General features: G+C 73.3%; 10 protein-coding genes. 6 read left to right on the top strand and 4 right to left on the bottom strand.

Annotated elements, in window-relative coordinates:
* Positions 1-68 precede the first annotated feature (68 nt).
* The gene (locus ACF06X_RS02815) at positions 69-563 is read right to left on the bottom strand and encodes a DUF3145 domain-containing protein (RefSeq protein WP_392285370.1); all 495 of its coding nucleotides are present in this window, start codon (positions 561-563) and stop codon (positions 69-71) included.
* Between the two features lie 271 nt (positions 564-834).
* Here ACF06X_RS02815 and ACF06X_RS02810 point away from each other — a divergent pair, with 271 nt between their 5' ends.
* Together ACF06X_RS02810 and ACF06X_RS02805 are read left to right on the top strand one after the other, a co-directional pair.
* Complete coding sequence (locus ACF06X_RS02810; RefSeq protein WP_392285369.1) at positions 835-1734, top strand: SGNH/GDSL hydrolase family protein; 900 nt, start codon at positions 835-837, stop codon at positions 1732-1734.
* An 11-nt stretch (positions 1735-1745) separates the two neighbouring features.
* The gene (locus ACF06X_RS02805) at positions 1746-2675 is read left to right on the top strand and encodes an aldose epimerase family protein (protein WP_392285368.1); all 930 of its coding nucleotides are present in this window, start codon (positions 1746-1748) and stop codon (positions 2673-2675) included.
* Positions 2676-2761: 86 nt separating this feature from the next.
* Here ACF06X_RS02805 and ACF06X_RS02800 read toward each other — a convergent pair whose 3' ends face one another.
* Complete coding sequence (locus tag ACF06X_RS02800) at positions 2762-5287, bottom strand: beta-glucosidase (protein ID WP_392285367.1); 2526 nt, start codon at positions 5285-5287, stop codon at positions 2762-2764.
* 114 nt (positions 5288-5401) lie between these two features.
* Between ACF06X_RS02800 and ACF06X_RS02795 the strand changes: the two genes are divergently transcribed.
* From ACF06X_RS02795 to ACF06X_RS02785, 3 genes are all read left to right on the top strand, one after another.
* A complete protein-coding gene (locus ACF06X_RS02795; protein ID WP_392285366.1) occupies positions 5402-5992 on the top strand; it encodes a TetR/AcrR family transcriptional regulator in 591 nt (196 codons plus the stop codon).
* A gap of 63 nt (positions 5993-6055) precedes the next feature.
* Complete coding sequence (locus ACF06X_RS02790) at positions 6056-7357, top strand: pyroglutamyl peptidase (RefSeq protein WP_392285365.1); 1302 nt, start codon at positions 6056-6058, stop codon at positions 7355-7357.
* Positions 7358-7397: 40 nt separating this feature from the next.
* Positions 7398-8114 carry a carbon-nitrogen hydrolase family protein gene (locus tag ACF06X_RS02785; RefSeq protein ID WP_392285364.1) on the top strand — a complete coding sequence of 239 codons (717 nt, stop codon included), beginning with the start codon at positions 7398-7400 and terminating at the stop codon, positions 8112-8114.
* An 81-nt stretch (positions 8115-8195) separates the two neighbouring features.
* Here the strand turns inward: ACF06X_RS02785 and ACF06X_RS02780 are convergent, their stop codons facing one another.
* Together ACF06X_RS02780 and ACF06X_RS02775 are read right to left on the bottom strand one after the other, a co-directional pair.
* On the bottom strand, positions 8196-9026 hold the full coding sequence (locus ACF06X_RS02780; protein ID WP_392285363.1) for a pectate lyase: 831 nt from the start codon (positions 9024-9026) through the stop codon (positions 8196-8198).
* A gap of 88 nt (positions 9027-9114) precedes the next feature.
* Positions 9115-9957 (bottom strand): EI24 domain-containing protein, encoded by an 843-nt coding sequence (locus ACF06X_RS02775; RefSeq protein WP_392285362.1) that lies wholly within the window; start codon positions 9955-9957, stop codon positions 9115-9117.
* A gap of 110 nt (positions 9958-10067) precedes the next feature.
* Between ACF06X_RS02775 and ACF06X_RS02770 the strand changes: the two genes are divergently transcribed.
* A complete protein-coding gene (locus tag ACF06X_RS02770) occupies positions 10068-12617 on the top strand; it encodes a M14 family zinc carboxypeptidase (RefSeq protein ID WP_392285361.1) in 2550 nt (849 codons plus the stop codon).
* Positions 12618-12677 lie beyond the last annotated feature (60 nt).

The raw sequence follows: 12677 nt of genomic DNA, 5'->3' as shown, positions 1-12677 counted from the left end.
CCCGCCGTCACCCGTAAGGCCCACCCCCCGAGGGGGGTGGGCCTTCGGCGCGTGTGCGTGAGGGAGGGTCAGACGACCTGGTGGAGCCAGCGGACGGGGGCGCCCTCGCCCGCGTACCGGAAGGGCTCCAGTTCGTCGTCCCAGGGCTTTCCGAGGAGCTTGGCGATCTCGCCCTCCAGGTCCGTCTCGCCGCGCACGGAGCGGGCCAGCGCGGCCCGCAGCCGGTCCTCGGGGATCAGGATGTCGCCGTGCATGCCGGTGACGGCGTGGAAGATGCCCAGCTCGGGGGTGGCGCTGTAGCGCTCGCCCTCGGCCGTCGGGCAGGGTTCCGCGGTGACCTCGAAACGGAGCATCTGCCATCCGCGCAGCGCCGAGGCGAGCTTGGAGGCGGTGCCGGTCTCCCCCTGCCAGGAGAACTCGGCTCTCCAGGTGCCGGGCGACGCCGGCTGGCGAATCCAGTCGAGCTGGACTCTCACACCGAGGACACCCGCGACCGCCCATTCGACGTGCGGGCACAGCGCGCGCGGCGCGGAATGAACGTACAGAACTCCACGTGTCGTCACCGGGACCTCCAGTGTGGGACGAGGTTCGCCTTTCCCAGCGGCCTCAGTAAACAGCATCGGGAGAAAAACTTCGCAAACCCCCGAAAAGGGGACAGCATGTGACGTGATGTAATTTACCGGAGCCGGTTGGCAAAGGTGCCTCTGGTTCGACGGGGGAAAAGCTACCGTGCCGCACCGCCCTTGGGGTGACGTACGGTCGGTCCGGGGGCGGGTGGACACCAAGCTTTCACTCGCCAGGACGCCGAACGGATGCCGGAGGAGGGCTCGGAGAATGCGCGGCCGACACCGTTTCCGTACCGCCGTCGCCGCCGTCGCGGCGGCCGCGGCGCTCGGCGTGGGCGCGCTCTCCGGCTGTGCCGCGCCGACGTCGCCGGAGGCCGTCGCGCCGACCGTCCGGGCCACGCCGCGCCCCGAGCCGCTCTGGGACCGCTCCCCCGCCTCCGTGGCCGCCGTCGGCGACTCCATCACCCGCGCCTTCGACGCCTGTGAGGTCCTGGCGGACTGCCCGGAGGCCTCCTGGGCGACCGGTACCGACGCCGGCGTCAACAGTCTCGCGCTGCGGCTCCTCGGCCCGGAGCGCGTGACGCGGCAGAGCTGGAACCTGGCGCGGACCGGCGCGCGGATGGCCGACCTGCCGGGGCAGATGGAGCGGGCCGCCGCGGTGAAGCCGGAGCTGGTCACGGTCATGATGGGCGCGAACGACGCCTGCCGGGCCAGTACGGCGCTGATGACCCCGGTCGAGGAGTTCCGCGCCTCCTTCGCGGCGGCCATGGCCCGGCTGCGGGCGACGGCGCCCAAGGCGCAGGTGTACGTGTCGAGCGTGCCGGACCTGCACCGGCTGTGGTCGCAGGGGCGGACGAGCCCGAGGGGCCTGGAGGTCTGGAAGCTGGGGATCTGCCCGTCCATGCTGGCCGACGCGCAGGACCTGGGCGTGGCGGCCGAGCGGCGCCGGACGCTGGTGCGGGACCGGGTGGTGGCGTACAACGCGGCCCTGAAGGAGGTCTGCGCGAAGGACGCGCGCTGCCGGTACGACGGCGGGGCGGTGTTCGGGTTCCGGTTCGACGGCGGGCAGCTCAGCCCGTGGGACTGGTTCCACCCGGGCAGGGACGGGCAGGCGCGGCTCGCGGAGATCGCGCACCGGCAGGTGACGGCGCCCGAGCCGCCCGCGTAGGGTTCCGGATCATGAGGATCACGGGTGAGCCCTTCGGTTCGGTCGACGGTACGGACGTACGGCGCTGGACGCTCGAACGGGGCGCGGTGCGGGTGCGGCTGTTGACGTACGGCGGGATCGTGCAGTCGGTCGCGACGCCGGACCGGGACGGCGTGCCGGGTGAGACGGTCCTCGGCTTCCCGGACCTGGTCGGCTATCTGAAGCGCCCGGAGCCGTACTTCGGCGCCCTGGTGGGGCGTTACGCGAACCGGATCGCGGGCGGCGTCTTCACCCTCGACGGCCGGACGCACCGGCTCGCCACCAACGGCGGCCCGCACAGCCTGCACGGCGGTGAGCGGGGCTTCGACAAGCGGGTGTGGGACGCCGAGGAGGTCGAGGGCGGGGTCCGGATGTCCCGGGTGAGCCCGGACGGCGAGGAGGGCTTCCCCGGCCGGCTGGAGGTCTCGGCCACGTACACCCTCGACGAGGACGGCGCGCTGCGGATCGCCTACCGGGCGGTCACGGACGCCCCGACGGTGGTGGCGCTGACGAACCACGCGTACTGGGACCTGGGCGGCGAGCACGAACTGCGCGTCACCGCCGGGTACTTCACCCCGAAGGACGGGACGGGGATCCCGACCGGCGCGATCGCCCCGGTGGGGGGCACCCGGCTCGACTTCCGTACGCTCCGGCCCGTCGGGGTCGGGATCGACGACAACTTCGTGCTCGACGCCGGCGCGCCGGACGCCGCCGAGCTGTACTCGCCGGTGACCGGGCGGGTGGTGACGGTGGAGACGAGCGAGCCGGGGCTCCAGGTGTACGCGGACGCGATGTTCTCCGGGATCGCGCTGGAGACCCAGCACTTCCCGGACTCGCCGAACCGGCCGGAGTTCCCCTCCACGGTGCTGCGTCCGGGCGAGCGGTACGCCTCGGAGACGGTCTACCGCTTCGGGACGCGCTGAGCCGGGACGACCTGGACGGCCGCCCGGAAGGGCTGGAGCCCCGGGGCGGGTGTCAGGTTCCGTCCCGGGGCCGCTCATGGGCGGGGTCAGACCTCCAGGACCGCCGTCAGGCGGGTGTCGTCGAGCGCGTGCGCGGCCCTGACCTCGTACGCGCCGGGGACGAAGGACCAGCCGTTCCGCTCCTCGTCCCAGATCTCGAAGGCGCGGCGGGGCAGCGGGATCTCGGCCTCGACGCTCTCGCCGGCCCCCGCCTCGACGCTCGCGAAGCCGGCCAGCCAGCGGGCCGGCCGCTCGACCGGGTCCGACGCCGGCGCCAGGTAGATCTGGACGACCTCACGGCCGGTGCGGGTGCCGGTGTTGGTGAGCCGGACGGTGGCCCGCTCGGGGGTCGCCTCCAGGGAGTCGTACGACCAGGTGGTGTAGCCGAGGCCGTGACCGAAGGCGTACGCGGGAACGGCGCCGGCCTTGTCCCAGGCGCGGTAGCCGATGAACACGCCCTCGTCGTAGTGGAGTTCGCCGTCGGTCGGGGTGACGTCGGTGACGGGCGCGTCGGCGAGGGCGACGGGCCAGGTGGTGGGCAGCCGGCCGCCCGGCTCCTCGGCGCCGGTCAGTACGTCGGCGAGCGCGGCGCCGCCCTCCTGGCCGGGGAACCAGCTGAGGAGGATCGCGGCGACGTCCTCGCGCCAGTCCATCTCGACCGGGGAGCCGGCGTTGACGACGACGACGGTGTTCGGGTTGGCGGCGGCCACGGCCCGTACCAGCTCGTCCTGGCGGCCTGGGAGCGCGAGGTCCTTGCGGTCGAAGCCCTCGGACTCGACGCGCTCGGTGGTGGCGACGACCACGACGGCGGTGTCGGCGGCGCGGGCCGCCTCGACGGCTTCGGCGATCAGTTCGTCCGGGTCACGGCGCGGACCGAGGTGGACGAAGGAGAACATGACGGCCGGCAGCGGGGTCGCGAACTCCTTGTCCAGCGGGTGGAGGAGGGACACCTCGACGGTCTCCCCCGCGGTGAGGGCGACCTTGGCGCGCTCGACGGGGGCGCCGAAGAACGCTTCGAAGGGGTCGGTCTCCGGGCCCATCGTCTGCACACCGTCGTAGACGGTCTCCCCGGCGACGGTGAGGGTGAAGGCGCCGAGGCCGCGGGTGCCGAAGGAGTGCTCGCCGCTCTCGCGCGGGGTGAACGTGCCGACGACCTCGACGGAGGCGAGGGCCTCGTGGGTGACGCCGGCCGGGAGGTCGTCGCCGATCCACTGGACCTGGCCGCCCGGCAGGTTGCCCTCGCCGAGCACGGCGCCCTCGGCGTCGCGGCAGACGGCGCGAAGGGTGAATCCCTGGCCGGCGGGGGCCAGTTCGTCGCTGGGGTCGGCGCCGACGGAGAAGGTCAGGGCGCCGTCGGGGAGGGCGGCGGTGAGGCCGTCGAGCGGAGAGACGGTGTGGGCCGGGAAGACCTGGGCGGAGCCGCCGCCGAGGACGCGGGCGTCGCGGGCGGCCGCGCCGATCAGGGCGACGGTCCGTCCGGCGGGGATCGGGAGGGCCGGGCTGCCGCCGCGTACCCCCTCGTTGCGGACGAGGACGAAGCCGCGGCGGGCGATCTCGCGGGCGAGGGCGTCGCCGTCGAGCGGGGCGGGGGGCTCGGTGACGGCCGGCGGGGCGCCGTCGAGGGCGCCGACGCGGGCGGCGAGCCGCAGCACGTTCCGTACCGCCGTGTCGACGGCCGTCTCCTCGACCTCGCCGGCGCGGACGGCGGCGGCGAGCGCCTCGCCGTAGACGGTGTGCGGGCCGGGCATGGCGACGTCGAGGCCGCCCTCGATGTCGCCGGTGGTGGAGCGGGCGGCCATCCAGTCCGAGACGTTGAAGCCGTCGAAGCCCCACTCGCCGCGCAGGACGTCGTTGACGAGCCGGCGGTGCTCGGTCATGGTCACGCCGTTGACCTGGTTGTAGGCGGTCATGATGCCCCAGGGGTGGGCGTTCTTGACGATGGCCTCGAAGGGGGCGAGGTAGAGCTCGCGCAGCGGGCGCGCGGCGATCTTGTTGTCGACGGTGAAGCGGTCGGTCTCGGCGTCGTTGGCGACGAAGTGCTTGACGGTCGTGCCGACGCCGCCGTCCTGGACGCCTTGGACATAGCCGGTGCCGATGACGCCGGTGAGGTACGGGTCCTCGCTGTAGGCCTCGAAGTGGCGGCCGCCGAGCGGCGTCCGGTGCAGGTTGACCGTGGGCGCGAGGAGGACGTGGACGCCCTTGCGGCGGGCCTCCTGGGCCAGGAGCCGGCCGGCGCGGCGGGCGAGGGCGGGGTCCCATGCGGCGGCGAGCGCGGTCGGCGACGGCAGGGCGACCGAGGGGTCGTCGGCGGTCCAGCGGACGCCCCGGACACCGATCGGGCCGTCGGACATGACCAGGGACTTCAGCCCGATCTCGGGCAGGGCCGGGAGCGACCACATGTCCTGGCCCGCGAGCAGCCGGGCCTTGGTGTCCAGGTCGAGCTTGGCGAGCGCCGCTTCGACGGCCTGTTCCCGGACGGTCTCCGCGCCGGCGTCCGCGCCGGTGTCCGCGCCGGTGTCCGCGCTGGTCTCTGCCACGGCCGTACCTCCTCGTTGACGTGCTGGTCGGGCCATGGTGCCCCGCTTACCTGTAGAGCGGTAGGTTACGTTATTCGTTCGTTACCGACTCATGCCGTACGGTCCTGTCCCGCAGGACTTTCGGGCACGACGGGAAAGGGGGCCACGGCGATGGCGCGGGCCAGGAGCGAGGAGCGGCGCGCGGACATCCTGCGCGCGGCCCTCGAAGTGATCGCCGAGCGCGGCTACCGCGGCGCGTCGCTCGGCGCCGTCGCGGAACGGGTCGGCCTGACACAGCAGGGCCTGCTGCACTACTTCCCGACGAAGGAGGCGCTGCTCGTCGCGGTCCTGGAGGAGCGCGACCGTTGGGACACGAGCGGGGGCCGCGGCCGGGAGGGCTGGCGCCTCGACCTGATCGACTCCCTCGTCGAGTACAACGCGATGCGGCCGGGGATCGTGCAGACCTTCTCGGCGCTCCTCGGCGAGAGCGTGACCGACGGCCACCCGGCGCGGGAGTTCTTCACCGAGCGGTACGCCCAGGTCCGCGCGGAGATGGCGAAGGTGCTGCGCCTGGAGTTCGGCGAGCGCCTGCCGGGCGGACTGACCCCGGAGCGGGCGGCGCCGCTGCTGACGGCGGTGATGGACGGACTGCAGTACCAGTGGCTCCTGGACCCGGAGGCGGTCGACATGCCGGCGGCGTTCCGGGACTTCGTCGCGCTGCTCACGGGCAGGGTGACGACGGAGGACCGCGGCGACAAGTGAGGGCGCCGTAGCGGGAGTCGCGGGTGGGGCGGGATACTCCCCGCACCCGACGGAAGGACCCTCGTGTCACGGATACGCCCCGCTTCACTGGGACTTGCCCTGGCCGCCACCGCCGCCCTCACCCTCGGCTCGCCTCCAGCCTCGGCCTCGTCCTCGTCCTCGGAGACCCGCGTGGGGACTCTCGCCGGCGTGGAGGAGGCGCGACTCGACCGGGCCGCGCCCCAGGAGATCCTGCGGCGCGGTGGATTCGACGCGGTGGCACCGGAGTTCGCCCGCGCGCTGCGGGCCACCGGCTCCTACCCGGAGGCCGAGCACGCCGTCGCGCGGCTGGGTGCCCGGCTCTGGCAACGGGCGGTCGACCGGGCGCAGGGCCGAGGCCCGGAGCGGGGCGACCTGAGCCGGGACGACGACCGGCCGCTGTACTGGGCGCGGCTCGCCATGACCCGTGAACTACGCCTCTGGCAGCCTCGGTTCGCGCTCGACGACGCCGCCAGGGCCCGGCTGCTCGACCGCCTGGAGCGCTCCTCGCGGGGCCAGGACTCGATCCGCCTCCCGGCAGGCAAGGGCGACAGGGGTAGCCACGGCGTCGAGGGCGGCAAGGGTTTCAAGCGGGTCCTCGTCACCGGCTTCGATCCGTTCACGCTCGACCGGGACGTACGGATCAGCAACCCGTCCGGCGCCGCCGCGCTGGCCCTCGACGGCACCTGGATCCGTACGGCCGACGGCGGCCTCGCCCGCGTCGAGGCGGCCGTCTTCCCCGTCCGCTGGCAGGACTTCGCCGACGGAACGGTCGAGCGGACGCTGCGCGACCAGCTGCCGAAGGCCGACCTCTTCACGACGGTCAGCCAGGGGCGGGTCGGCCGCTTCGACATCGAGCGCCACAACGGAGCCTGGCGGGGCGGCTTCCCCGACAACGAGAACGTCTCGCGTACGGAGACGGTGCCCGTCTCCGACCCGGCGACGCAGCCCCAGTGGACGGCGACCACCCTCCCGTACACCGCGATCGTGGCGGCCGGCACCGGTCCCTTCCCGGTGTACGACAACACGGCGGTGACCGAGGTCCCGGCCGGCGCGGCGACGCCCGTCACCCGGCCGGACGGGCCGACGCCCGGCTCGACGGCCCGCGCGGGCGGCGGCGGGAACTACCTCTCCAACGAGATCGCCTACCGCGCCACGCTGCTGCGCGACCGGCTCGGTCTGACGGGCCTGCCCGGCGGCCATGTCCACACGCCTGTGCTGCGGTTCGGCGCCGGGAACACGGATCCGGCGACGGGCACGGTCACCGATCCCGAGTTCGTCCGCAACCGGCTGGACATCATCGCGCAGGTGCGGTCGATCATCGAGGTGGCCGCCATCTCCTCCTGAAAGTGTTCCCCCGGCGCCGGGCGGTGGAGATGATGGCCGCATGATCGTCGCAGCGGCACAGTTCACTCCGGCTCCGGGGGACATCGACGCCAACGTCCGCACCATGGCGGACCTGATCCGGTCCGCGGGGGACGGGGGCGCGCGGCTCGTCGTCTTCCCCGAACTGTCCCTCACCGGGTACGAACCGACACGCGTCCAGGCCGATCCGGGCCTCCGCCTCACCGAGGACGACGCCCGGCTCGGGCCGCTCCGCGAGGCCTGCCGCGCGGTCTCGGCGGCCGCCGTCGTCAACGGGCCCGTGCTCACCGCCGCCGGCCGGCCCGGGATCACCTCGCTGGTCATCGGCCCGGACGGCACGCTCCTCGCCCGCTACGACAAGGCCAACCTGCACGGGATCGAGAACGACGTCTTCGCACCCGGCACGGCGGACGGCCGCTTCGAGCTGGACGGGGTGCGGTTCGCCCTGGCCACCTGTTACGACAACCGCTTCCCGGAGCTCGCGGAGCGGGCCGCCGCCGAGGGCTGCGCGGTCTATCTGGCGAGTTCGGTGCTCGATGTCGCCAACGACTCGTTCGAGAAGGTCTATCCGGTACGCGCCCGGGACAACGCGCTGTACGTGGTCCTCGCCAACGCCCTCGGGAGCAACGAGGCGGGCGTGTGCGAGGGGCACAGCGGCGCCTGGGGCCCGGACGGGGAGCGGATCGCCGACGCGGGGACGACGGACCCGGGCTTCGCCCTCGTCGACGTCGGACACTAGGGGGTGTCCGGCGGATCAGGGCCGGACACCCCCTAGGCCGGGGGCCCCGCCGGCCGCCGCCGGCGGGGACCCGAGGCACCGTCAGTCGTACGAGACGTCGGAGGCCGTGTAACGGCAGGTCACGCCGTCGGGGCCGGAGCCGGTCTGGGTGGGCTCCTTGCCCGTGTTGTTGCCGGTGAAGCGGACGCACGGCTTGATCTTCTTGTTGGCGTCGCCGTGGATGCGGATCCCCCGCAGTGCCGCGGTGTCGCCGTAGTTGGTGTTGACGCCGACGAGCGATCCGCCCGGCGCCGTCACGTCCACGTCGTTGACGATGATCGTGCGCTTGTACTGCTTCTTGCAGTTGCCGCAGGAGCGGACCAGCTTGCCGAACTCCGACACCTGGAACTTGGTCACGACCAGCTTGCCCGCGCCGTTGAACTGGAAGACCTTGTCCGAGGCCTTCCGCGCGCCGCCGCCGTACACCGAGTAGACCGCGGACGACGAGGTGCCCTTGAAGGTGGCGGCGTCCTCGCCGACGTCCTCCCACCAGACGTTCTGCAGGGTGCAGCTGCCCAGGCAGTGGATGCCGTCGGCGGCCGGCGAGCCGATGATCACGTTCTTGAGGACCGCGCCGTCCTTGAGGACGAAGAGCGGGTCCTGGTTCTCGTCCTGGCCGCCGGAGCCCAGCTCGCCGGTGCCGTAGAACCGCTTCATTCCGCCGTCGTAGGGGCCCGAGACCTCGATGGACGCGGGGACCGGCTTGCCGCCCTTCGCCTCGGGCCAGGCCGTCGCCGCGCCGGCCGGGGAGAGCAGGCCGCCGGCGACGAGGGCGGTGCCCGTGACGCCGAGGGCGGCCAGGCCACCGATCAGCGCCCGGCGACGGCCGACCCGTCGGCGGTGCCGTACGCGCTGTTCAGCTCGTGGAGTCATACCCGTCTTCCTTCTGTGGGGGAGATCTTGCGACTCCTGGTCGCCACCGGAAGGGGAAGGGTTGCCGCCGGACGGGAAAATCTTTCTCTCAGGCGCCTTGCTTGGCCCAGTTCACGCCGCCCTGCCCTGCGCCGCCCTGCCCTGCACCGCCCTGGCCTTCGCCGTCGCCGCCTTCGCCGTCCCGGTCTCCGCCCGCCTCGCCCGTCAGTTCTCGGGCCATCAGCGTGGCGCCCGCGACCGCGCCCGGCATGAGGAACACCGCGACGAACGGCACCAGGAACGACAGGGCCAACGGCACCCCGAAGCCGAGGGTCAGCATCCGCCGGCCGCGCAGCAGACGGAGGCGCTCCTTCAGTTCGACGCCTCGGCGCTGGAGGGCGACGGACGTCAGCTCCTGGGCGAGGAAGAAGCCGGAGACGCAGAAGCCGAGCACCGGCACGACCGTCTGGCCGATCACCGGGATGAAGCCGCAGGCGAAGAGCAGGACGCCGTAGAGCGCGACCCGGAGGAGGACCCGGAGGCTGTCGCGCGCCGAGATCCACAGCTCCCGCCAGAGCGGCAGACCCGACTCGGGGACGTCGCCGCCCTCCGTACGGTCGACCTGCTCGGAGAGCGACTCGTAGAACGGCTGGCCGACCAGGAGGGTCACCGCGGTGAAGGTGACGACCGCGAGGAAGAGCCCGAAGACGAAGACGAGGGCGGTGAAGAAGCCCCGGAGGATGCCCTGCCAGGGGGAGGTCCAGTCGTCGGCGAACGGGGTCGCCCAGGCGGTCAGGTCGTCGGCGCCGTAGCCGAGGCCGATGAGCGCCCCGACGTAGAGGACGAGGGTGACGAGGCCGGGCAGCAGCCCGAAGCCGAACCACCGGCTGTGCCGGCCCACCCACTTCTGACCCCGTACCAGATAACCGAAACCAGCCCCGAAATCGCGCATGAGGATCACCCTAACCGGGCGTCGCGCGAGGCCCTCTTGTTGTTCCCGGGTTGAGACGGTAGACCCCTCCGTACTGATCACGGCCGATCACCTACGGAGGTTGCGTACGTATGGCGAAACCCGGTCCCGTCCTCCTCACCGCCGCCTGCACCGCCCTCGGTGCCCTTCTGCTCACCTCCCTGCCCGCGAGCGCCGCTCCCCCGCCGGGGCCGCGCGATCCCCATCCCGTACGGGAAGGGGCCGGACGGGACGACACGGCGGCGCCGCGCGAGGCCGCCCCGGGCGCGGCCGGCGCGCGGGGCGGCCTCGTCACGACCGAGGCGGGTCCCCGGGGCGACGGCGGCTACCCGCGCCGTACGACGCTTGCCGTCCCGCCCGCCGACCCCGCCGACAAGTCGATCAAGCTCGGCCTCGCTCCGTACCACGCGCTCGCCCCGCGGCTCAACGCCCTGCAGAAGTTGGGCGACCGGGTGAGTGTCGAGGTGGCCGGGCGGTCGGCCGGCGGGCACGAGCTGTATCTGGTCACGGTCACCGCGCCGGAGAGCGCGCGGGAGGCCCGTGAGCAGGAGCGGATGCGGGAGCGGATCGAGAACGCGCCCGCCGCGGCCGCCAAGGACGCGCGGATCAAGGCCGCGTACAAGACGCCCGTCTTCATCAACAACAACATCCACGGCAACGAGTGGGAGGGCACGGACGCGGCCCTGGAGCTCATCGAGGAGCTGGCGACCGCCACCGACCGCAAGACGGCGGGGCTGCTCGCGACGACGCGGGTCTATCTCAACGTGACCGCCAACCCGGACGGCCGAATCGCCGGCACCCGCGCCAACGGCGACGGCTTCGACCTCAACCGGGACTTCATCACCGCCTCGCAGCCCGAGGCCCGGGCGATCCGGCGGATCGCCATCGACAAGCAGCCGGCGGTGATGCTGGACCTGCACGGGTACGTCAACGGAACGCTGATCGAGCCGACGACCCCGCCGCACGGCGAGAACTACGAGTACGACCTCTTCCTCAAGAACTCCTACGCCAACGCGCTCGGCATGGAGAAGGCGGTCAACGGCCTCGGCTACACGGAGGCGAAGGACGGCGTGCGGCCGGTGGTCATCCCCTTCCGCGACGAGGAGGAGGGCTGGGACGACTGGCCGCCGATCTTCACCCCGCAGTACATGCCGTTCCAGGGCGCGGTGGCCGCTCACACCATCGAGTTCCCGATGACCGTGAACAACCGGGCCTACGACACGCTGCCGGAGGCCGAGCTGCGCCGCCGGGCCGCGATCAACGTCGACATCGCGGGCGCGGCGATGCGGGCGACGCTCGACCACACCCTCGCCCACCGCGCGTCGCTGATCGCCGACCAGATAGAAACGTTTCGGCGGGGCGCTGCCGGCGAGGCGCAGCGGCCGGTGTCCGAGGAGACCGTGCCGGGGGTGCCGGGGATCGGTCCGGAGGACGTCTACACGACGACGTTTCCGCGGGGGTACGTCATTCCGGCGGGCCGCTCGCAGAGGTCGGCGGTGGCGGCGGCCCGGCTCGTGGACCATCTGGTCGCCAATGACGTACGGGTCGGGCGGGCGCGCGACGGCTCGTACGTGGTCGATCTGCGGCAGCCGAAGCGCGGGATGGCGAACGTGATCCTGGCGGAGGGCCGGGACATCAGCGCGGACGTGTCGACGATGTACGACATCTCGGGGTGGAGCCTCGGGCTGCTGTGGGGCGCGACGGTGAAGAAGGTGACCGCCGGCCCGCTGCCCGTCGCGGTGCGCACGGTCCATGCCGCCGCGCCGACCGGTTGGGTGGCCCCGCACGGGGACCTGCTGCTGCGGCTGGACGATCCGAAGGAGCTGGCGGCGGTCAACGCGCTGCTCGCCCAGGGGGTGAAGGTGCGGCGGACGGCCGACGGGGCGGCGCTCGTGCCCGGGTCCGCCCGGGCAGCGGCGCGGGTCCTCGCGGACCGGTTCGGCGTGGTGTTCCGGGCCGCGAAGGAGCGGGGGGCGGAGGCCCAGGGCACGGTGCCGCTGGGGCGGACGCGGGTGGTGGCCTCGGCGACGGCGGGAGAGGTGTTCGCGCTGCGCGAGATGGGCTTCGAGGTGGTTCCGGTGTCGACGGAGATCCTGAACGCGGGCTTCGACTGGTCGGACGCCGATGTGCTGTTCGTCTCGCGCGGCCTGGACCATGGGCGGCTCACCCCGGCCGCGCGGGAGGCGCTGCGGACCAGTGGCGCGGGTGTGGTCGGTGTCGGCGCGGTGGGCGCCGCGTTCAACGCGGCGGCGGGGCTGCTGCCGGTGACGGCCGTGGAGGGCAACGGGGACGCGAACGGGGTGGTCGCGGTCCGCAACGCGGGCGGCGCCCTCACCGGCGGCGCCCCGGCGCACACCTTCGTCTACTCCCCGCTGTGGTTCACGGACCTCGGGGCCGGGGTGCGGGTCGAGCAGGCGTACGGGACGGGCGCTCCGCTCGTCTCAGGGCACTGGCGGGCCACCGGGCCGGACGGCCGGGGCGGTCCGGCGGACGCGGCGGGCGAGGCGTCGGTGATCAGCGGTACGGCGGCCGGGGGCGCTCCGGTGGTCCTCTTCGGTACGGAGCCGCTCTTCCGTGACCACCCGAAGGGCGTGTTCGCGCAGGTCGGACGGGCTCTGCTGGCGGGGCAGCGGGCTCGGTAGCGGTCGCGGGCAGACAGAAGGCCGCACCCCGGTCGGTCGGGGTGCGGCCTTTGCCTAGCT

Source organism: Streptomyces sp. NPDC015346, assembly GCF_043078785.1.
Classification (GTDB): Bacteria; Actinomycetota; Actinomycetes; order Streptomycetales; family Streptomycetaceae; genus Streptomyces.
The sequence above is the reverse complement of the archived record's forward strand: the minus strand, read 5'-3'. Positions and strand labels throughout refer to the sequence as shown.

What these genes read in the sequence shown, in the direction of transcription:
- ACF06X_RS02795 (WP_392285366.1), top strand. Translation starts at nt 5,402, where the DNA reads ATGGCGCGGGCCAGGAGCGAGGAGCGGCGCGCGGACATCCTGCGCGCG.
- ACF06X_RS02805 (WP_392285368.1), top strand. Translation starts at nt 1,746, where the DNA reads ATGAGGATCACGGGTGAGCCCTTCGGTTCGGTCGACGGTACGGACGTA.
- ACF06X_RS02785 (WP_392285364.1), top strand. Translation starts at nt 7,398, where the DNA reads ATGATCGTCGCAGCGGCACAGTTCACTCCGGCTCCGGGGGACATCGAC.
- ACF06X_RS02770 (WP_392285361.1), top strand. Translation starts at nt 10,068, where the DNA reads ATGGCGAAACCCGGTCCCGTCCTCCTCACCGCCGCCTGCACCGCCCTC.
- ACF06X_RS02800 (WP_392285367.1), bottom strand. Translation starts at nt 5,287, where the DNA reads ATGGCCCGACCAGCACGTCAACGAGGAGGTACGGCCGTGGCAGAGACC.
- ACF06X_RS02775 (WP_392285362.1), bottom strand. Translation starts at nt 9,957, where the DNA reads ATGCGCGATTTCGGGGCTGGTTTCGGTTATCTGGTACGGGGTCAGAAG.
- ACF06X_RS02810 (WP_392285369.1), top strand. Translation starts at nt 835, where the DNA reads ATGCGCGGCCGACACCGTTTCCGTACCGCCGTCGCCGCCGTCGCGGCG.
- ACF06X_RS02780 (WP_392285363.1), bottom strand. Translation starts at nt 9,026, where the DNA reads ATGACTCCACGAGCTGAACAGCGCGTACGGCACCGCCGACGGGTCGGC.